Raw genomic sequence first — 21,986 nt, 5'->3', positions numbered from 1 at the left:
CATGCATGAAACAATTAAAGAGTGTTTTATCGGAAACAAAGGCGTTTCACCGACGATGTGAAGCGCCTTTTTTGTATTTTTATCCGGTTATAGCCAGCGATTGGCCAGCAGTTATTAAAAATTTTACGGGATAGATCAAAAAATATTCTGAAAGGAGAATGGGTCATGGAAAGATGTATTGATGGGGTTTGTTCGGGTATATTCGGCTCAGCTGTGTTTAGTGACACGGTAATGCAGGAGCGCCTGCCAAAACCTATTTATAAGAAGCTGAAGAAAACAATCAAAGAAGGCCTTCCGCTTGATCCGGAAGTAGCTGAGGTCGTAGCCTGTGTTATGAAAGATTGGGCGGTTGAAATAGGGGCAACCCATTTTACCCACTGGTTCCAGCCACTGACAGGTGTTACAGCCGAAAAGCATGACTCCTTCCTGACACCGACAGGGGACGGCAAAGCCATTATGGAATTCTCGGGCAAGGAATTAATAAAGGGTGAGCCTGATGCTTCATCTTTCCCTTCCGGCGGTCTTCGTGCGACATTCGAGGCCAGGGGCTACACTGCATGGGATTGTACATCGCCTGCCTTTGTGAAGGATAAAACGCTTTATATTCCTACAGCCTTCTGCTCTTATAACGGGGAAGCACTTGACCTGAAAACTCCGCTACTGCGTTCTATGGAGGCGCTTTCCAAGCAGGCGATCCGTATCCTTAGACTCTTCGGCGATACCACCACCAAGCGGGTTGTAACGACTTTGGGACCCGAGCAGGAATACTTCCTTGTGGACAAGGAGCTTTTCATGAAACGCAAGGATTTGATTTACACCGGAAGAACCCTGTTTGGTGCCAAGCCACCAAAGGGACAGGAGCTTGAGGATCACTATTTCGGAATACTGAAAGAAAAAGTATCCAGATTCATGCATGATTTGGATGAAGAGCTCTGGAAGCTCGGGGTTTCTGCTAAAACAAAGCATAACGAGGTTGCTCCTGCACAGCATGAGCTGGCACCTATGTTTGCCACCACCAATATAGCAACCGATCATAATCAGCTGACCATGGAAATCATGAAAAAAGTGGCCGACAGGCACGGACTTGCGTGTCTTCTGCATGAGAAGCCGTTTGCAGGCGTCAATGGATCAGGCAAACACAACAATTGGTCCATTTCAACCGATGATGGAAGGAACCTCCTTGATCCCGGTACCACACCGCTGGACAACGCACAGTTCCTTATATTCCTCGTAGCTGTCATCAAGGCTGTCGATGAATATGCGGATCTGTTGCGCTTCTCGGTTGCCACAGCTGGAAATGACCACAGGCTTGGGGCAAACGAGGCACCTCCGGCAATCATGTCCATCTTCCTCGGTGATGAGCTGACCAGTGTAATAGAGCAGATAGAGACAGGTGTCGTCAAAAACAACGGAACCAGCAGAACCCTGGAAATCGGTGTTTCAACACTTCCCGTTCTTCCCAAGGATAACACCGACAGAAACAGAACTTCTCCCTTTGCGTTTACAGGCAATAAGTTCGAGTTCAGGTCGGTGGGTTCGTCACAGTCCATAGCTACGCCGAACTTCATAATAAATACCATTGTAGCCGAAGCCCTCAGCCAGATTGCCGATCGCCTTGAAAATGCCGGGGATTTCAGGGCCGAAGTGAATGCTGTGGTTAAGGAGATCATAAGTAAGCATAAGCGTATTATTTTCAATGGCAATAACTATTCCGAGGAGTGGGTTGCTGAAGCCGAGAGAAGGGGACTGCCCAATCTGAGGACCACTGTTGATGCCATTCCGGCACTTATAGCCGAAAAGAACATTAGGGTACTTGAAAAGCATGGCGTTTTGAACCGCGCCGAAATATATTCCCGCTATGAGATATGCCTTGAAAACTACATCAAGACAATCCGCATAGAAGCCCTGACCATGATTGAAATGGCAAGCAGGCAGATCCTCCCGGCGACACTTTCCTATGTCAGAAAGGTTGCGGACACCGTAGCATCCCTCAGGGCTGCAGATGCGGATTACTCCTGTGTCAAGGAAGAGCTGGATGAGCTCGTAACGCTTACATCCGGCCTGAAAGCCGCCATCGACAAGCTGGATCAGAAGATTAAAGAGGCTGATGCAAGTGAAGGGGATTCGCTGAGTCATGCCCGCGCATACAAGGATGTAATTATTCCGCAGATGAATGAACTGCGTGCTGTTGCAGACAGGCTTGAAACCATCGTGGATGCAAGCCTGTGGCCAATACCCACATACGGCGATCTCCTTTTTGGAGTCATCTGATAAGCACTTGTTTGAAGCCCAATTTTATGTGTTGGCGAAGAATCGGGTTAATTGAAAAAAAATATCGTATGTAAAACTGGCAGGTAACCGGACGTGGCTATCTGCCAGTTTTTGCACATGCTCAACATCCTTATGGAATGCTCCGTTTAAGGATTTTTCGGTATTGACGGAAAAACCTGTCCGGCGCATAAAGATCTGCGCAAGAACAGCTTTGAAATTAACAAAGTCTGTCTGGCTGTTCATACAGCCGGGATATTTGTTGATTCTGTATAAAAATTTGTTATTTCTATTGTAAATCTTATACAAGTGCATGCATAGTAATCATACTTGTCACCCGGTATAATGTAAACAGAACCCAAATTCATCCAATATTGGAGATTTCAGAGGATGATCCGGCAAAGGCGCCTTTCAAGCACAGCTTGAAGGCGCCTTTTCAGTTATACGGTTTTTCGCGGAATATCTCGCTTAGGCAAAAAGGCTGCTCCTTAAGTTCATCCCCGAAGCGAAGCAATGCATTCATTCTGAGCTCAAAAATTCAATGTTGATATTACGGTAAAAGGAGGATTAGTTTATGAGACAGGTGGCAATTTATGGCAAAGGTGGTATTGGTAAGTCTATTATTACCCAAAACCTTACCGCAGGCCTTGGTGAAATGGGCAAGAAGGTTATGGTGGTTGGATGTGATCCAAAGGCAGACTCTACCCGGCTGCTTCTTGGCGGATTGGCCCAGAAAACCGTTTTGGATACCCTTCGGGATGAGGGCGAGGATATTGAGCTGGAATCCATATGGCGGAAGCGGCCAAGGCGGGGGCATATTATGTGGACTGTACTCTGCAGGGCATTGGAGAACGGGCCGGAAACTGTGATTTCCATAAATTCGTGGGTGTAGCGGAGAGGAGCTTTGACCTGGGCATTGACAGGAAACCGCTGTATGAAAAGCTTGGGTTTGTATATAGGCAGTCAAAAAATCCAGAGCTGAACCTTTTATGATGAAAACAGTTGCATGATTTGTTACCGGCGGTACAGATAAAATGCTTTTATGCAATTTAGGGGATAAAGCAGTATTGTCACACCTGTTTATGAGGAACTGTTGTTTAGAGGTTATATCTGGAATGAATTTAGATTGACAATGAAATCAAAATTTATGCATTGAATATTATTCTGTTTGCCGTATGGCACGTCGGGTATATGGTTCCCAATATGATATCCGGCGACTGTTTTGCTGTAATTACAAAGGTTTTTGCTGGTGCTGTATATGGAGTCATCCTTGGCTTTATCAGATTAAAAACCGGAAACTGCTGGTCAACAATCTTGGTGCATGGTGTTATGAATTTTTTTGGTTTAGTTTGGTTTATTGTATAAATACAGGTGTTTCCCATTAGGCAAATGGGATACCGGGTTTCTTTATATTATGAATTGACCTCACACATACTGATGTATTATATTTAAGCAATTTTAGTCGGGTGTTTTTCCGTCATTTCTGCTATACTGAATACAGGAGGCTTAAAATAGAATTATCGGACAAAGTCAAAGCTGTAAGCAGAATAGATTATATCATTGCACATATGGATGAAAGCATCGTGCTGGATGATATAGCAAAGGCAGTTGGTTACAGTAAATATCATGCCGGAAAAATCCGATGATGCGCCGTATCCGGGATTGGGTGCAAGTTCGGAAACTGAGGTGCGTGCGGCTGTTCCGGTGAGAAAAATTATAAATTAAAGGAAGGTATTAATATGGAAGAACTCTTAAAAATAAAAACTGCGATTATTGATGAATTTAATTCGCTGGGAATTGAAGGGTTAAATTTGACTGATTTGAATTTATTGAAAGGTTCGTATATCAATTTGGAATATACGCTTTCTAATGGACAAAAGGTAAAACTGCTGGAAGATGATAAGATGTATTTGGGAAATCAGGTTGAAATCGAAGGAAAAGAACGGTGTTACGGTGTGGCTGCAGATGAGAATTATTTGCTTGTCTGCGAATATGGATGCAATGGCTCGGATCCGGAAATAGTCGTTTATAAAAGAAGGCAGGATAAAAGTGTTACAGAACGCTAAGCTTTGAGAAGGGGCTTTCCTGTATTACATGGGAAAGTTCCTTTTCATCGGCAGGAACGTTTAACCGGTTTTGACGTATTTCACATAATCCATATGCCATAATATGTCGTTAATATTCATTTATTAACATGGTGAAACATAAATTGACAGAGCTGCCTTATGAGTATAGTTTTGTCGAGTTGATTAGGAGGGGGATTTATGGCTAACATTATTCAAATAAATGATACCACCTGGCGGATCGAAGACAACGGAGTACGTTTTTTCCTGCTGGCCGGAACAGAAAAGGCACTGCTTATTGACAGCGGCATGAATACACCGGATGCAAAACAAATTGCGGAAAATATCACAAAATTGCCGGTAATGCTTCTGAATACACATGCTGATCCCGATCATATTTCAGGGAACGGCAGCTTTGACTGTTTTTATATGCATCCTGACGAAGAGGATAATTATCGGGCACACGGCGGGGTGGGCGGTATTCTGCCTGTAAAAGATAATGACGTCATAGATCTTGGAAACCGGCCGCTGAAAATTATTTTCATTCCCGGCCATACACCCGGCAGCATAGCTGTATTGGATATAAACAACAGGGTTCTTGTTTCGGGGGATACTGTTCAGGATGGAAACATTTTCATGTTTAAGGAACACAGAAATATGTCTCTGTATGTTGAGAGCCTGAGGAAGTTGTCCATGTATACTGATGAATTTGACACAATATATCCGTCTCATGGTTCATTCCCGGTTTATCCGGCATTGATTTCAAGCCTGATTGAGGGGGCGGAGCAGATTATCAGCGGAACGGCGAAAGGTAAGGTCGTCAATCTGTTCGGCACACCGGTAATGCTCTATAAATTTCCATATGCAGGCTTTCTGTGCGATATTCCTGAAGACAAGAAATAAAGTAGTCAAAAAGTTTCAGATTATTCTTGTAGAAGTCAGCAGATTTGTAATTATACCAATGAGTATATGAAAAGAGGATTATAGATGGATTCGCTGATTTTCCAAGATATTTTAAAAGATTGTGTGCTTTGCCCCAGAGAATGTCATGTGGACAGAACCAGTGGCAAAATAGGGTATTGCAGGACCACCGATGAATTGGTTGTTGCAAGGGCGGCGCTTCATATGTGGGAAGAACCGTGCATATCAGGAAAAGAAGGATCCGGTACGGTATTTTTTTCCGGTTGCGCGTTAGGATGTGTATATTGTCAGAATAGGGCCATATCAAAGGGACTGGCAGGGAAAACCATTACAGTAGAAAGGCTTGCGGAAATTTTCCTGGAACTTCAGGAAAAGGGAGCCAATAATATCAACCTGGTTACCCCAAGCCACTATGTTCCGCATATCATAGAGGCTTTGGATATTTCACGCCAAAAAGGGCTCATTATTCCTGTTGTATATAATTGTAGCGGGTATGAGAAAGTAGAAACCTTAAAGATGCTTGAAGGATATATTGATATTTATTTGCCCGATTTGAAATATATGTCGGACGAACCCGCGATAAAGTACTCCAATTGCAGGAATTATTTCGCGGTTGCTGCAGCGGCAATTGAGGAAATGGTCAGACAGGTGAAAGAAACGAGATTTGATGAGCGGGGAATAATGCAAAAAGGTGTGATAGTAAGGCACCTGACGTTGCCGGGATACCTTGAGGACTCCAAGAGAATAATAAAATACTTATATGAAACCTACGGAAACAGGATATTCATCAGCATTATGAATCAGTACACCCCGATAACAAAGAATAGGGTATACCCGGAGCTTAACAGAAAGATAACCGAGGAGGAATATGAGGAACTTGTGAATTTTGCAATAGAAATAGGGGTGGAAAACGGATTTATACAGGAAGGGGAGACAGCTCTGGAAAGCTTTATCCCCGAGTTTAACGGCGAAGGAGTGTAGCCGCAGGATTGAAAGGATAAAATAATACCTCGGCATTTCCAAGGAAGCGGATTGATTTCAGGAATTACCGGATAGTTGCTTATTGTTATAAGCAATTCCGTATATAACTGTTTTTTAAAGGCAATATCCCAAATACTTTGAAAAAAGAGGCAAATGCAACCGGACTTGTGGAACGCAGTTAAGAAGAAAATATATTGAAAATCTGATTTTATTCGTAGAAAATGTTATGGGAGGAAAATGCAGCTATCGTCTTTAGTAGGCGAAAATACCATTGCCGAACTTACGATAATTTAAATACAGGGGAAGAAGTGATTTATGAAAAAAAACCGATTTAAGGGAAGATTGATTATTGTGTTATCCTGTGTAGCCGTAATTGCCGTCGCTGCGGCAGCAGCGCTTTTAAACCAGGAAAATGGAACATATGTGAAATATAAAGAATTTAACAAACTCCTTTCAGATGGAAAGATAAAAAGTGTTGCAATTTACACAGACAGAGTCGAATTTCAGAAAGAAGGAGATAGCAGAAAGTATTATACGGACAACCCGGAAACCGACGGTTTTAAAGAGAGACTTCTGTTGTCCGGAATTGATGTTAAGGATAATACCAAAGGTGAAGGCGGATTTGCCGTAGTTTTTGACATTTTTTTTGATGCGGCCTTTATAGCCATAATTGTTACCGTGATTTATAAGATTTTCGGAGAATACTTTACCTCCTTCAGGGTGGTAAAGCATACCGGGGTAACATTTGATGATATTGCCGGCATGGATGATTTGAAAAGGGAAATGATGTATGCGGTTGATATACTTAAACATTCGGACGAGTACAGGAAAAAAGGTATTCGGCCGACCAGGGGTATTGTGCTGGAAGGCCCGCCAGGGAACGGAAAAACGTTGTTTGCTAAGGCTTTGGCGGAAGAAGCCGGCGTTAATTTTATAGCCACCAAGGGTGCTGACTTTCAAAGCATGTTTATGTCAGTCGGGCCAAGGAAGGTAAAGCAATTGTTCCGCAAAGCGCGCAGGAATAAGCCCTGTATAGTGTTTATTGATGAATTTGACGGTATCGGTGAACGGAGGAATTTTGCGGGTTCGGGTGTGGATAAGGAAAATAATCGCATTATTACGGCCATGCTGAATGAGATGGACGGTTTTGAAAATGAAGACGGGGTTTTGGTGATAGCGGCAACAAACTCTTATGCTTCTCTGGATCCGGCACTTATACGTCCGGGCAGGTTTGACTTGAAATATACCGTTCCCAATCCGGATCAGGAGACAAGAATTAAACTGATCAGGATGTATACAAGGAAAAATCGCCTTTCAGCCGATATACAGACAGAAGAACTTGCAAAAAAATTTAACGGGTTAAGCTGTTCGGCTATCGAAACGGTTTTAAATGAGGCGGCTGTAGTGATGATGTCCGAAAGGAAAAGTGAAATTGATATGAACTGCATTATAAAAGCATGCAGAAAAACGGGCATATTAAAAAACATGTCTGCAATCGACCTTAAATGACAGATTATAAATTAAAGTGCAATGACTCTCCCGTTTATGAAATAACTAAATCATAACGGCATAAAAACGATTGAACAGATGTATAACCCGGAGGCTTTTTTTATGAAGAAGTACACCAATATACTGTTTGATTTGGACGGCACATTGACCGATCCTAAAGTCGGGATTACAAAATCGGTGGCATACGCACTGAAAAGTTTCGGCATAGAGGTTAAGGATCTCGACAGTTTGTGTAAATTTATCGGCCCGCCGCTTAGAGTATCGTTCAGGGACTATTACGGATTCAGCGAAGAAGAGTGCAACAGGGCTGTTGAAAAATACAGGGAATACTTCAGTGAAACGGGTATGTTTGAAAACAGGGTCTATCCCGGCATAGAAGAACTTTTGAAAAGTTTGAAAAAAAACGGCAGGAAGCTGTTTGTCGCAACTTCCAAGCCCACTGTTTTTGCCGTGAAAATTCTGGAACATTTTGATTTGCTAAGATATTTTGATGATGTTTCAGGAAGCGAACTGGACGGTTCGAGGGACAGAAAAGGCGATGTTATAAGGTTTGCATTGCAGAAAAACGGCCTGACCGGTTTGACAAATGTAGTAATGGTTGGTGACAGGGAACACGACGTTGTCGGTGCAAAGGAAAATAACATTGATGTGATTGGTGTCCTGTACGGCTACGGCGACAGAGCCGAGCTTGAAAAAGCAGGCGCGGACTACATTGTTGAAAACGTTGAAAATCTTCATTCCTTGTTATGCCGTAGTGGCGGTTCTTGACATAATTTATGACGGGCTTATGATTATTAACTGCAGTTTGGTAACAATGAACCGGCTACAGAGGTGCATATATGAAAACGGTAGGGATCGTAGCCTGCTCCAACGGGCAAAAGATGGAATTAAAAAAACAAAACGAGGAATTGGTTAACTATTTGGAATCGATTGGGAATAAAGTTATTCTAAGCAATTGTATATATGAAAAGGACGGAGTTTTTTCAGGCTCCGGAAAAGAACGTGCCGCTGAACTGATGAGAATGTTCAATAACCCTGATATTGAAGAAATTTACGATATTTCAGGTGGGGATGTGGCGAATCAGATACTGGATGATCTGGACTACGCAGCAATTAAGAACAGCAAAGCCATTTTTTGGGGGTATAGCGATCTTACGACCATAATTAATGCGATATATTCCCAGACAGGCAAATGCAGTGTTCTATATCAGGTGAGACATCTGGTTTGCGGCGGTTGTGCAGAGAAACAGCGGTACAGGTTTGAAAACAGGAAAGAACTATTTAATCCGGCTTTTGTCCTGGTTCAGGGAAAATCCATGGAAGGAGTTGTTGTTGGCGGAAACATCAGATGCTTTTTGAAATTGTCCGGAACAAAGTATTTCCCCGATCTCAAAGGCAAACTTTTATTGTTGGAGTCATACGGAGGAGAAGTGCCTCAGATGACAACTTATCTGGCACAGTTAAAGCAAATAGGGGCTTTTGAGCAGGTAAAAGGCATTTTACTCGGAACCTTCACTAAAATGGAAGAAAACAAATGTCAACCTGACATTGTTACACTTGTGAAAGAGTTCGCAGGCGAAAGGATTCCTGTTGCCAAAACCAGGGAAATTGGTCATGGAAGTGATTCAAAGGCGATCATAATCGGGGAAAGATTAGTAGTGTCAAATTAAGTTAATACGCCCGAGACTGCCAAGATGTATTTACCAAATTCCCTAAGTGAAGTTTTTATTTGGTTCGTGAAATGAACATACGTGATTAAACGAACAATTCATTTCCCGCAAAATGCTTGGCGTAGAATGGAGCAGGTTTTTAAACTGCTCCATAAAAGTATGAACATATGTCATTTCTTAATTTGTTGCAGAATGTCAAACACGGATTCAGGCGAATTAACTATGTTTCTGAAAAAAACTTGCCATATATTTGAGCAAAATGTGATTTTTTTGAAAATCATGATATTGTTGTTGCGGCAGCGTCCGTTATATGGTATTCTATATAACAAATTAAATATAGCCCGAAGAAGCAGCTTGAATCTGAGGCCAATCCTTGGAGACTGGCTGTGGAGGGAGCTCTGGAGAATCCCATTCATTGGGTGCCGACGGTGCAAAGCAGGCGGGCTGTAATCCCTTCTGCTGAATCTCTCAGGCAGACGGACAGAGCCGGGTATAAGCTGTCGTAATCGACAGGACTTGAGCGCATATCTTACGCGAAACACCGAAGAATGCCCAGCTGAATATGCCGGAACCGCCGTCAGGCGGTTCTTTTTTGTTGGTGAAACTCCAGGGAAGAGAATTTTATGGGGGTATTATGCATGTTATCAATTGTGCAGACAATCAACAACTACCTTTCTGACTACGTTTTGGTGATCCTGCTTGTAACAGTAGGCGTCTGGTATACCGTTAAGACTCGGTTTGTGCAGGTGCGTTGTTTTCGTGAAAGCATGCGCCGGACTTTTGGTTCACTGAATCTCAATGGTGAAAAGCAAAAGGCAGGCATGTCTTCGTTCCAAGCGCTGGCAACAGCCGTTGCTGCCCAGGTTGGTACCGGCAATATCATTGGTGCCAGCGGCGCGATTCTGACCGGTGGCCCCGGTGCGATATTCTGGATGTGGGTTATTGCCTTTTTCGGCATGGCAACGATTTATGCCGAAGCTGTTCTTGCGCAGGAGACCCGCGTGAAGGCGCCTGACGGCAGCATTCACGGCGGTCCGGTCTACTATATCACAAAAGCTTTCAAGGGTGATTTCGGGAAATTCCTGTCGAAGTTTTTTGCAATTGCAATCACGCTTGCGCTGGGATTTTTCGGATGCATGGTTCAGTCCAATTCCATCAGCTCCACATGCGAGAATGCCTTCGGTATTCCGGCATGGATTATGGGAATTGGGCTGGTTGTTATTTGTGGGATCATTTTTCTGGGAGGAGTACAGCGACTGGCCTCTGTTGTAGAAAAGGTTGTCCCGTTCATGGCGGTGCTTTTTATCCTGGGCAGTGGTATAGTATTACTGTTGCGGATTCAATATCTACCTGCGACCTTTGGCATGATTTTTAAATACGCTTTCAGGCCCAATGCCATTATCGGCGGCAGTCTGGGATATGCCCTGAAGACAGCCGTCAGCCAGGGCGCAAAACGGGGGTTGTTTTCTAATGAAGCCGGTATGGGTTCAACTCCGCATGCCCATGCTCTTGCAAATGTAAAGATTCCGCATGATCAGGGTGTGGTTGCAATGGCCGGTGTATTTATCGACACTTTTGTAGTACTTACTATGAACGCTTTGGTGATTATTTCCACCATGTATACAAAAGACGGAATCCTTGCAGACGGTGTAATCCCTGACACCATTGGAAAGTCAAACCTTGCCCAGGTTGCATTTGGCACTGTCTTCGGCGAAGCCGTCGGTTCTGTCTTTGTGGCGGTATGCCTGTTCTTTTTTGCATTTTCTACCATACTCAGCTGGAACCTGTTCGGAAAGATAAACATGATTTACCTGTTCGGAGAAAAAAGCCGCAATGTTTATACAATAACTGCGCTTGGGTTCATCTTCGTTGGCACGCTGACCACCAGCGACATGGTGTGGGAACTCTCCGACATGTTCAACCAGTTAATGGTCATTCCCAACGTGCTGGCGCTGTTTGCGCTGACAAATGCCGTAGTGGACAGGCTGAAATCAGGCAAATAAATGGTTGGACATTATGATAAAAATATGGAGTAAAAATACGAACCGGGATCGGCTAAAAGCTAATCCCGGTTTTATTTTATGTATGGAATGTGTTATCAGAATATTTTTAGACTACATAAATATTTTAAAAGATATACCAAACGACATCCCTGTGAAGAAATAATTCAAAAGGAACAGGAAGCTCTCAGAAATGATTTGCTGAAAACAGGTATACCCAATTTAAAGAAATTTTCTTCTCTGTTAGATTACAAGGTTTAAATACAAAGTCTAAACAAATATACAATGATAATGTTATATGTTACAATATTATGTAAGACATAAAATATAAATTATAACAAGTTTCAGTTATATATTACTTAATATGGGAGAATTATATAATGATACTCTTTGAAAAAGATGAATTTGATAAATTTTTTAATCCGCTTTGTTGTAAGAATAAAAAAGTATATTATGAGTGTATTCTACAGCTTATTGAAAAATCTAAAACAGTTCCCTTGCTTTATGAAACAGAGGCAAGAGATACATTAGTATTATACCTCAGAAATTGTACTTATGCTATTGAAGATGAGGAAGGGTTAAGTGTCGATTATGCAGAAATAAGTAATAAAAAGTCTGAATTTGAAAATGCAAGTGAAATTCTCAGGTATTTCAGACAGTGCGGTTGGATTTCGGAGCGGGAGTTAGGGCGAAGCGGAGATAATATTGCCACGGTTACGCCCCAGTGCAGAAAGATGATAGAAGCCATTGAACGGATTTTTAACAGAGATAACAGAGCAGCACTGACCAATCATATATTTGCAATCTATGACATTTTGCATTCTGCATTTGTGACCGATCACGGAAGAACCCATAGGCCATATGTAAATATCTTAGTACCTGTTTGTGATAGTGTGGAGGATCTGAAGAATGAGCTGTTAATTTTAAGAGACAGTATCGAATCCATTATGCGGATGGTTATTAAAATGACTGAAGCAAACCAGTTAGGGCAGTTCTTGATAAGAGATGAAATGATGGAGTCTTTTTTTAATGACTATTTTTTTATAAAAAAGGACGGGTTAATTCCGGGTTATATTGAAGAAATTGAAAAGATGCTTAGGATTATACCGGAGACAGATGTTTATAAGAATATGATTAAAGAATATCAGGAGTTTTATAAAGTAGATGAGAGTACTGCTAAAAGCGTAATAGACAATCAATTGAACGGCATAATGAGCTTCATTAGTTATGATTATGTTAAAGAGATGGATTATATTGACAAGAAAATAAATAAATATTACAGTCTCTATGCAACAAGAATTCTTATGGTATTAAGCAACAATGTAAATTTGCAGACATACTTAAATAAAATACTGATGACTATTAAAGACTTTGACATGGATGTAAAGAAAGAATTTCTGGAGCGTTTATCAGTATCTTTTAATTTAACGGAACATAAATACGTCGGAAAGAAATCAATTGAAAGAAGGAAAAAACGTAAACCCAACACTAAAAGTGGTGCAATAATTACAAGCGGGTTATCCGATGACGAGAAGCTGAAACTTACTGAAGAGATTTTATACGCATATCCTGACAAATATGGTGTAAAACAAGCCAAAAATTATTTTGACAGGTTATTAAAGAACAGAGATGAATTAATTCCTGATGAATCAGTTGTAAAATCAAGAGATGACGCCATGATGGTAGCGGCGAGTATTATATATTCTGGCAGTATGGAATTTCCTTATGAAGTAGAATTTTTGGGCGGAACTGTTGAAACAGGGGTCGCGACAATAAGTAAAGTAAAAATTAAGAGGAAGGTAAGTGAAAATGGGTGAAATTAAATTGAACCTTTCTATCAAGGAAGAAAACATGCCGCTGTTTAAACGATGTGTACGTAAGTTATTGGGCTCAACGTTTATTGTCGGGGATAAAGATGAAAATTTATATGCTTTTATCTCAAGGGAGTCAAACAGGCAGGATGTTTCTGACTATCTTCGTATGATAGGTTTTGATGTATTAGTGGATGAAAAGGTGCGTATTGCAATGCTGAAACCATATGAAGGTGATGAAGAGACACCTGGATTAAAACGTTCTAATGTTGTGGTATTCACTTCAGAGCAATATCATCTTTTATTGGTTTTATGGGAAGCTTATTTAGAAAGTCTTGGGTATAGCGAGCAAAACATTGTATTTTTAGGTGATTTAATAGATAAAATGAAGGCGTACAATGTAGATATGGACGGAAGTAAACTGTTCGCCGCTTTAAAAATATTTAAAAAGTATGATCTTATAGATTTTGATCCGAATAACAAATCTGAGGATGCAATCATTACATTATATCCTTCTTTGCAATTCGGGTGGAATATTGAACAGTTCAGGACAGTTGTTGAGGAGTATATGAAAGAGAATCAGTATGAAGTGAGTCCGGAAGATGAAAATATAGATTTTGAAAGTGGAGAGGACGATACAGAATGATTTTATTGAACAGACTTAGATTAATCAATTGGTATGCATTTAACAATGTTACGGTTCCTATTGGAATTTTTACTTTAATTGCAGGAAAGAACGGGAACGGCAAATCAGTTTTGTTAGACGCAATTAAGTACGCGCTTTATGGAGATACTGTATTTAATAAATCTACGGAAAATAAAGGCAGCAGAACTGTAGTTTCATATACCAGGGGGTTATTGGACGTTACCGCGGGAACATACATGAGACCTGCCGATAGAATACCAAATGTTTATACGCATATTGTCCTGGAAATGTCAGAAGCTGAGCTTAATCGTAATTTCATACTTGGAACGGTAATTGAAACGGATTCAGGAAATGGATTTAGGACCCAAAGATATGTCATCGAAAACAAGACATTGGATGATATTAAACATACGTATGAGCTTGACGGAAAAGAATTTCCTTATAGTGCTGCTGAACTGCAGAAAGAATACGGGCTTAAGATGATGGATGCAACAAACGGGCTTTTAAGATTTATGCAAAGGACTGGTTTACATTTTAATAATCAACAGATGGCCACGTTTAGAAGAAAGCTTCGAAGTATTATGTCATACGATCCTGAGGCTAAGATAGATCAGTTCATACGTGAGAATGTCCTTGAGGAGAAGAAGGTTGATCTTTCAAAATTAATTGAAGTAAAGAGCAATATTGATGATTTAAATAAAAATTTTGAGCTGATTGACAAAGAAATTACAGAACTTGATGAGATTATTAATACTTTCAGAGAATTAAAGCAAAAAGAAAACAGATTATTGGCAGACGATGTAAAAATTGCATACCAAAAATATTTGGAGTGTGAGGAAAGGCTCAAGGATTGTAAGCATAATATGGAGATTGCTGAACAGCAAATGAAATTTGACATACAAATGTTAGAAAATCTGGAAGTGCATGAAGAAGAAATAAGAGAGCTGTACAATAATGCAAGGGAACATTTGAATTCCATGGATTGTGCAAAGGCCATAGAAGATGCGAAAAAAGCTTTAGATAACGCATTGGCTGAAAAAGAACGGTTAAAGAAAGAAAAAGACGCACTTTGCTGTTTTCAGACAAAAATTAATGAACTGCTATCCTGGTTCGATAAAATGCAGTTTGATGTAATTAATAAAAAAATACTTTCATCATTGACTTACAATACAGTAACCAAAGCTGAGAAACAAAACGCAGTAAGAATGTTTTTATCACAAATTCAGGAATATAGAGATAAGTTAATAGAAAACAGAGCCGAAATTAATAATTTTTTAGCTGAAAATCAGAAAGAGCAGAACAAATGTTTGAAAATTATAGATGCTTATGAAGATAAAAGGGTTATTTTTTCTGAAATTCCGGAATATGTAGCACTTAAAAATGAAATTAACCGGGAATTCACAAGAAGAGGAATTAATTCTGAGGCAAAGTTTGCATTTGAGTATGTTATAGGAATTAGCGATGAGGAGTGGCGTGATGCAATCGAGGCATATCTTGGAAACCGCAGGTATACGATTTTGGTAGAGCCTGAATACTATGATATAGCAGATGATGTGTTAAATGTGTCAAATAATAAATACGCACATTTATTTAACACCAAACTTTTGATGAAAAAGGACATTAAGCCTGAGCCAGACTCAGTAGTACATTTTATTGAAGTGAAGAATCCGGTAGCGAAGAAATATTTTGAATGGCAGCTTGGAAAATTGCATGCGACCGCTGTAGATAAGGTTAGAAATTATGAAAACGCTATATCAAAAGAAGGAAGAGTATCTGTAGCAATGGACAGTTACTTTTTGCGTTTTGACAGGATTAAGTTTTATTGTTTAGGTTTAAGTGCTATGGAATTAAACAGGGCAAGGGCAAAGAAAAATTTGGAGAAGTTAAGGCAGGAATACATGGCGGTACAGGAGACACTAAATGATGTGAATGCTAAAATAGCTTATCTTGATAAAATGAGAGGATTTTTCCTCGATTACAATTATGATGCATGCGAAGAATATGACAAAGCTGTATCAGAATGTATGAAAAAGGAAACAGAACTTAAAGTCTTAGAGGAAGCACAGAAAAATAATATAGAATATATGGAACTTGTTCAGAGAGTGGAAATTCTTAAAAAGGAGTTGGAGAATATAGAGAATGAACGGGGCAGACTTCAAGAAGACAAATTTAGGGTTAAGGTAATGTATGAAAAGTATAGTAAGGAAAAAGAAAATATTGAAACAGAAATTGTGAGTGTAAAAGCAAAACTTCAGGAATATGAATGCAAAAATAGTGAGGTGTATAGTAAAGCTATAGAAGATTACAAAAAATATGTTGATAACGGAAAAACAGGACCTGGTGGGCCGCTTAAGGATAGACAGCGTTTGGAACGTGAGGTCAATGAAGCGAGAAGACAATTAATAAGTAAACAAGCAACATATAATGCGTTACGAGCAACTGAAAAGCCATTGCCAGAGACAATTGAGTCAGTTGCTGAGTATCAAAAAAGAAGAGAACGAATTTGGGTGGACAACAGACAAGAAATACAGGCTAAGTTAAAAGAACAGACACAGCGTTACGAAGAAATTTTTAAGAACGAGTTTGTACTTACAATATTAAAATATTGTGAAACTGCGCGAAATGATATAAAACTTATTAATGCAGAATTAGCTAATTTGAAATTCAAATCTCATTATGAATTTGACGTTAAATATGTAAAAGACGGTTCAGATTATGAAAAAATTATTGAATATGCAAAATATTTAAAAGAACGTGAGAAACTTGGAGTATCAACAGAACAGATGTCAATTGAAGATATGGTATTAAATTCTGACAACAAAGGCAAGGAATTAGAGCAGGAAATAAAGAGGATTGTAAATCATATTACGGAGAACGGTGACAAGGAGCAAATTGATAGTTATGCCGATTATCGTAACTATATGACATATGAAATCTTATTAACTAATGATGTTCTTTCAAAAGCTAAGTTATCTAAACAATCAGGTTACAATTCGGGCGCAGAAGTGCAGATTCCTTATATGTTGATACTCTTGTCCGCTTTGTTGATGATTTATAATGAGAAGAATAATTCAACACGCTTGGTATTCATTGATGAGCCGTTTGCAAAAATGGATCCGATTAATGTAAAAATCATGTTGGATTTTATGAAAAAGCAAAATCTTCAAATGATTTTCTGCGCACCTGATAAAACAGAGTTAATCGGTAATGAATGTGATGTTATATTGCCTGTCCTTAGAACAAAACCAGATTTAATGGAAATTGGCATAGTAAAAATACATTAAGGGGTGTCAGAATTTGAGTTATGAAGAAAAAATCCTTACGTGTTTAGTAAACAAATACCGTAGCAGTAAAAAAGATTCAGGTACCAATAAAATTTATAAGAGAACACAGATAAAGCCAGAAAAGATTTATAAAAAGTATAGTGCAAATGATGGGGATTTTGATGAAATAAATAGATTAAATGCCACTGTGGAATTACTGGAGAAAAGAGGGTACATAACCAGCGTCAGGGAATCTTTTGGCACACAAATTAAATGTATTTATCTTATTGATGAGAAGGTAGACGAAATTGAAAGATATCTGGAGGAAAAATATGGTTTTGTATCTAAGAATACACAACTTGAATATGTCAAGAATTTAATTAAACTATATAAAGAGGCTTCGCCTATATGTAAGGAAGAGTGCAAACTTTTAGAACAGGCTGTTCTCAACAGAAAATTACCAAAGAATATAAAGTTGCTTGATGACATTTTTAAAGCAATAGCGTTTATTGAAAACAATCAGGAACAATTATACATCCGAGAAGTATCGATGAAAATATACGGCGATTCTAAATATTTTGAAAAAGTAACGTTGCAGCCGGTATGTTCAATATTACGAAAATATACCAATAAACCTTTAGAAGACTCAGAACTGTTGGATGAAATATTATTATATTATCATATTCTGAGAGAACCCCAGAAAATATGTATTAAGGGAAATGCTGTTATTTACATGTTCGGAACTGAAGTTGATATAAGCAGATTTTCAGATGGAATAGAAATAATGGCATCGGATTTAGTCAATATAGAGTCTGTAATTTTACATGCATCTAAGTTCATGACTATTGAAAACAGAACATCTTATTTAAGATACAAACATCCCGATGTTGTAACATTTTATTTGGGAGGATATGCAAACCGTTATCAGCGGGATTTTATTAAAATGGTTTATAAGGCAAATCCAACAATAACATATTTACATTTTGGTGATATTGATCCTGGGGGATTTTGGATTCATTATAATTTGTGTCAAGTTACGGGGATAGAATTTGGTATGTTTTGTATGTCTGTTGAGGAGCTTAGGAATAATGTCTACCAACCATATTTACGCAAACTTACAGATAATGACATCATAAGACTTCAAGAACTTAAAGATATGGATATTTATGCAAAAACAGTAAAGTTTATGCTGGATAACAATGTTAAGCTGGAACAGGAGATTGTGAGTTATACATTGATGAATACGAAGAAATAAAACGGAAGCTACATGAACATGGAAAATGTTGATGGTTCACATACAAAATATTAAATTAATGTTGCTTTAGGGAAGACACCTGGCGGAACGGTAAATAAATGATTGAAGACGGCCTTGGAGCTGTTATTTCTTAATGTCTGGAAAACCTAATTATTTACATGGCCTTTCTATGTGATATATAGGAGCCGGGATATTGTTGATAAAATACTAAAATTGACACTTTTCGGTTAATAAGGTTTTGTTTTATTACCGGTATCTGTAAATTAATGGGCCTATCTTTTCTCAAACACGAAACATTCTTATTATCGGAAACAGCAATCTAAGTATCCATGTTTTTTAAAAGTGATTTTACCAAAATGAGGGAGTTGTATGCGTATTTTTGTATGGGCAAGGCTCATTGAACAAGTGGTGAATTCCGGCGCATTAGGGATATTAATACAATCCAGTGACGGATGTGTTAGTCTTATACAAATTTTAATCCAAAAAAGGAATTAAAATATAAAAATTTTATAAAAAAGGTATTTACAAATAATGTAAAATAAGGTATGATCATTAGCAAGAAGTTAATAAAAGTAATCAATCTGAAATAACTGGAAATATAATCAGATAGATGCATAATTTGCCGTAAGAGTGACAATTGCAGAGGGGTCTGGTATTTTACACACAGTTTGTAATTGTAATCCGCTTATTTGTTTGAACTATAGGTTAATCTGTCGCAAAAGTGAGGTGATTGATGATAACTGCGGCAAATCTGTAGTCAAATAATAAGCCGGATACCTTCAATTAAATAAGAAAGGGGATCATAAATGAAGAGAAGATTGATGAAAGGAATCTCTTTATTGACCCTGGTGTTTTTAATTGGTATCATGCTCCAATTGTCACTGAAAAGCGAACTTACGGCATATGCTTCTTCGGATGATCCCTATAAGCAACGCTTCTTGGAATTGTGGGAAGAACTTCATGACCCTTCCAACGGATATTTCAGCTCTCATGGGATACCATATCACGCCGTCGAGACATTGATAGTCGAGGCACCTGATTATGGGCATCTTACCACCAGTGAAGCCATGAGCTATTACCTCTGGCTGGAAGCTTTGTACGGAAAATTTACCGGAGATTTTTCATATTTTATGAAGGCTTGGGAGACTATCGAAAAGTATATGATACCTACCGAACAGGATCAGCCTAACAGAAGCATGGCAGGATACAATCCCGCTAAACCCGCCACATATGCTCCCGAATGGGAAGAGCCCAGTATGTATCCTTCACAGCTGGATTTTTCAGCTCCCGTAGGAATAGATCCAATTTACAATGAGCTGGTCAGTACCTATGGAACCAATACGATCTACGGAATGCACTGGCTGCTTGACGTAGACAACTGGTATGGTTTCGGAAGACGGGCTGACAGGATCAGTTCACCGGCCTATATCAATACGTTCCAGAGAGGAAGCCAGGAATCTGTGTGGGAAACGATTCCGCAGCCTTGTTGGGATGATTTGACCATTGGCGGGAGGAACGGATTTCTGGATCTTTTCGTCGGGGACAGCCAATATTCGGCGCAATTTAAGTATACCAATGCGCCTGATGCGGATGCCAGGGCAATTCAAGCAACTTATTGGGCTAATCAGTGGGCGAAGGAGCATGGTGTAAATCTCAGTCAGTATGTTAAAAAAGCTTCCAGGATGGGAGACTACCTCCGGTATGCGATGTTTGACAAGTATTTCAGAAAGATAGGCGACTCAAAACAGGCCGGAACCGGTTATGATGCAGCTCATTATCTCTTGTCCTGGTATTATGCGTGGGGTGGCGGTATTACGGCGGACTGGGCATGGATTATAGGCTGCAGCCATGTTCACGCGGGTTATCAGAATCCGATGACCGCATGGATTCTGGCAAACGATCCTGAATTTAAGCCTGAATCGCCCAACGGCGCAAATGACTGGGCAAAGAGTTTGGAACGTCAGCTGGAATTCTATCAGTGGTTACAGTCGGCTGAAGGTGCCATAGCCGGCGGAGCGACCAATTCATATAAAGGACGTTATGAGACTTTGCCTGCAGGTATATCCACATTCTATGGCATGGCTTATGAGGAACACCCGGTCTACCTTGATCCCGGAAGCAATACCTGGTTTGGATTCCAGGCATGGACAATGCAAAGAGTGGCCGAATATTATTATCTGACGGGCGACACCAGAGCTGAACAACTGCTTGACAAGTGGGTGGACTGGATTAAATCCGTTGTAAGGCTTAACAGCGACGGAACATTTGAAATACCCGGCAATTTAGAATGGTCCGGGCAACCTGACACATGGACAGGCACATATACAGGCAATCCTAATCTTCATGTAAGTGTAGTCTCTTACGGAACCGATCTGGGCGCTGCCGGTTCTCTTGCCAATGCCTTGCTATACTACGCAAAAACCTCCGGTGATGATGAAGCCCGGAACCTTGCGAAAGAACTGCTTGACCGTATGTGGAATCTGTACAGGGATGACAAGGGGCTTTCGGCTCCAGAAACAAGGGAGGATTATGTAAGATTCTTTGAACAGGAAGTATATGTACCGCAAGGCTGGTCCGGAACCATGCCGAATGGCGACAGAATTGAGCCGGGCGTCACTTTCCTGGATATTCGGTCCAAATATTTGAACGATCCTGATTATCCAAAGTTGCAGCAGGCATACAATGAGGGCAAGGCTCCTGTATTCAATTATCACAGATTCTGGGCACAGTGTGATATCGCAATAGCAAACGGTTTGTATTCCATTCTTTTCGGCTCGGAGCAGGCTAATGATTCGTTTATTACTCCTACTTCGGCTACATTTGATAAAAATAATCAGGAAGACATTAGTGTAACGGTAACATATAACGGCAATACCCTGCTTGGAATAAAATCCGGGTCTTCCTATCTTATAGAAGGTGTGGATTATATTGTAAACGGTGACGTAATAATCATAAAGAAAGAATTCCTGGCCGGACAAGCCACAGGAAGCATATCCCTTCTTTTTGACTTCAGCGCAGGTCTTGACCGTACGTTAACGATAGATATCATTGATACCGGCGGCGGAGAAGAGCCTGTGGAGCCCGTGGAACCGGTTGAAGGAGTACTTATAATTCAGTCCTTCAATGCCAATACTCAGGAGATAAGCAATTCCATAATGCCAAGATTCAGGATTTACAATAGCGGGAATACAAGTATACCTTTGTCTGAGGTAAAGTTAAGGTATTACTATACCGTGGACGGTGATAAACCCCAGAATTTCTGGTGCGACTGGGCAAGCATAGGCAGCAGCAATGTAACCGGAACCTTCGTGAAGATGGACGGTGCCACGACCGGCGCTGACTATTACCTTGAAATCGGTTTTACACCACAGGCCGGAACCCTTGAGCCCGGAGCTTCAATTGAGGTTCAGGGAAGATTTTCAAAGATTGATTGGACCGATTATACTCAGACCAATGATTATTCCTTTAATCCGACGGCAAGCAGTTATGTGGATTTTAATAAAATTACGGCATACATTTCTGGGAATCTGGTATACGGTATAGAGCCGTAATAGCGGATTAAAAACAACGGGCATGATGGGATATGACGTTCAATTGAT

General features: G+C 40.0%; 16 protein-coding genes, 2 pseudogenes and 1 riboswitch. All 18 genes and pseudogenes read left to right on the top strand.

Going from position 1 to position 21,986, the window contains the following annotated elements:
- Positions 1-165: 165 nt before the first annotated feature.
- The 18 genes and pseudogenes from CST_RS08965 to CST_RS08890 all read left to right on the top strand — a co-directional run bounded on the left by CST_RS08965 (position 166) and on the right by CST_RS08890 (position 21,938).
- On the top strand, positions 166-2,271 hold the full coding sequence (locus CST_RS08965) for a glutamine synthetase III family protein (protein WP_015359573.1): 2,106 nt from the start codon (positions 166-168) through the stop codon (positions 2,269-2,271).
- 571 nt (positions 2,272-2,842) lie between these two features.
- Positions 2,843-3,064 (top strand): annotated as a pseudogene (locus CST_RS08960) (AAA family ATPase); the annotation flags it as partial.
- A gap of 2 nt (positions 3,065-3,066) precedes the next feature.
- Positions 3,067-3,261: pseudogene (locus tag CST_RS13745) on the top strand (hypothetical protein); the annotation flags it as partial.
- A gap of 73 nt (positions 3,262-3,334) precedes the next feature.
- Positions 3,335-3,424: a CPBP family glutamic-type intramembrane protease gene (locus CST_RS13930; protein ID WP_369461592.1), complete on the top strand. Its 90-nt coding sequence runs from the start codon at positions 3,335-3,337 to the stop codon at positions 3,422-3,424.
- Positions 3,421-3,633, top strand: a complete 213-nt coding sequence (locus tag CST_RS13925) for a CPBP family glutamic-type intramembrane protease (protein ID WP_015359570.1) — start codon at positions 3,421-3,423, stop codon at positions 3,631-3,633. The genes CST_RS13930 and CST_RS13925 overlap by 4 nt, the downstream gene beginning before the upstream one ends.
- Positions 3,634-3,734: 101 nt before the next feature.
- Positions 3,735-3,914 carry a hypothetical protein gene (locus CST_RS08950; RefSeq protein WP_034836399.1) on the top strand — a complete coding sequence of 60 codons (180 nt, stop codon included), beginning with the start codon at positions 3,735-3,737 and terminating at the stop codon, positions 3,912-3,914.
- 93 nt (positions 3,915-4,007) lie between these two features.
- Complete coding sequence (locus CST_RS08945) at positions 4,008-4,334, top strand: hypothetical protein (protein WP_015359568.1); 327 nt, start codon at positions 4,008-4,010, stop codon at positions 4,332-4,334.
- Between the two features lie 198 nt (positions 4,335-4,532).
- A complete protein-coding gene (locus CST_RS08940; RefSeq protein ID WP_015359566.1) occupies positions 4,533-5,234 on the top strand; it encodes an MBL fold metallo-hydrolase in 702 nt (233 codons plus the stop codon).
- A gap of 84 nt (positions 5,235-5,318) precedes the next feature.
- Positions 5,319-6,233 carry a radical SAM protein gene (locus CST_RS08935; RefSeq protein ID WP_015359565.1) on the top strand — a complete coding sequence of 305 codons (915 nt, stop codon included), beginning with the start codon at positions 5,319-5,321 and terminating at the stop codon, positions 6,231-6,233.
- Positions 6,234-6,548: 315 nt separating this feature from the next.
- Positions 6,549-7,742 carry an ATP-binding protein gene (locus tag CST_RS08930; RefSeq protein WP_015485065.1) on the top strand — a complete coding sequence of 398 codons (1,194 nt, stop codon included), beginning with the start codon at positions 6,549-6,551 and terminating at the stop codon, positions 7,740-7,742.
- A gap of 102 nt (positions 7,743-7,844) precedes the next feature.
- Positions 7,845-8,510 (top strand): HAD family hydrolase, encoded by a 666-nt coding sequence (locus tag CST_RS08925; RefSeq protein ID WP_015359563.1) that lies wholly within the window; start codon positions 7,845-7,847, stop codon positions 8,508-8,510.
- A 71-nt stretch (positions 8,511-8,581) separates the two neighbouring features.
- The gene (locus tag CST_RS08920; RefSeq protein ID WP_015359562.1) at positions 8,582-9,412 is read left to right on the top strand and encodes a S66 family peptidase; all 831 of its coding nucleotides are present in this window, start codon (positions 8,582-8,584) and stop codon (positions 9,410-9,412) included.
- A gap of 388 nt (positions 9,413-9,800) precedes the next feature.
- Positions 9,801-9,906, top strand: a riboswitch (glycine riboswitch).
- A 144-nt stretch (positions 9,907-10,050) separates the two neighbouring features.
- On the top strand, positions 10,051-11,415 hold the full coding sequence (locus tag CST_RS08915) for an alanine/glycine:cation symporter family protein (RefSeq protein WP_015485064.1): 1,365 nt from the start codon (positions 10,051-10,053) through the stop codon (positions 11,413-11,415).
- Positions 11,416-11,792: 377 nt separating this feature from the next.
- On the top strand, positions 11,793-13,229 hold the full coding sequence (locus CST_RS08910) for a Wadjet anti-phage system protein JetA family protein (protein WP_015359558.1): 1,437 nt from the start codon (positions 11,793-11,795) through the stop codon (positions 13,227-13,229).
- A complete protein-coding gene (locus tag CST_RS08905) occupies positions 13,222-13,869 on the top strand; it encodes a DUF4194 domain-containing protein (RefSeq protein WP_015359557.1) in 648 nt (215 codons plus the stop codon). Before CST_RS08910 ends, CST_RS08905 begins: the two co-directional genes overlap by 8 nt.
- Positions 13,866-17,153 carry an SbcC/MukB-like Walker B domain-containing protein gene (locus CST_RS08900; RefSeq protein ID WP_015359556.1) on the top strand — a complete coding sequence of 1,096 codons (3,288 nt, stop codon included), beginning with the start codon at positions 13,866-13,868 and terminating at the stop codon, positions 17,151-17,153. Before CST_RS08905 ends, CST_RS08900 begins: the two co-directional genes overlap by 4 nt.
- A gap of 13 nt (positions 17,154-17,166) precedes the next feature.
- Positions 17,167-18,387 (top strand): Wadjet anti-phage system protein JetD domain-containing protein, encoded by a 1,221-nt coding sequence (locus CST_RS08895; protein WP_015359555.1) that lies wholly within the window; start codon positions 17,167-17,169, stop codon positions 18,385-18,387.
- 806 nt (positions 18,388-19,193) lie between these two features.
- The gene (locus CST_RS08890; protein WP_015359554.1) at positions 19,194-21,938 is read left to right on the top strand and encodes an exoglucanase-2; all 2,745 of its coding nucleotides are present in this window, start codon (positions 19,194-19,196) and stop codon (positions 21,936-21,938) included.
- Positions 21,939-21,986: the final 48 nt, after the last annotated feature.

It is taken from the genome of Thermoclostridium stercorarium subsp. stercorarium DSM 8532 (assembly GCF_000331995.1).
Lineage (GTDB): Bacteria > Bacillota > Clostridia > DSM-8532 > DSM-8532 > Thermoclostridium > Thermoclostridium stercorarium.
Note: the sequence above shows the minus strand (reverse complement) of the source record. Positions and strands in the feature narration are given on the sequence as shown.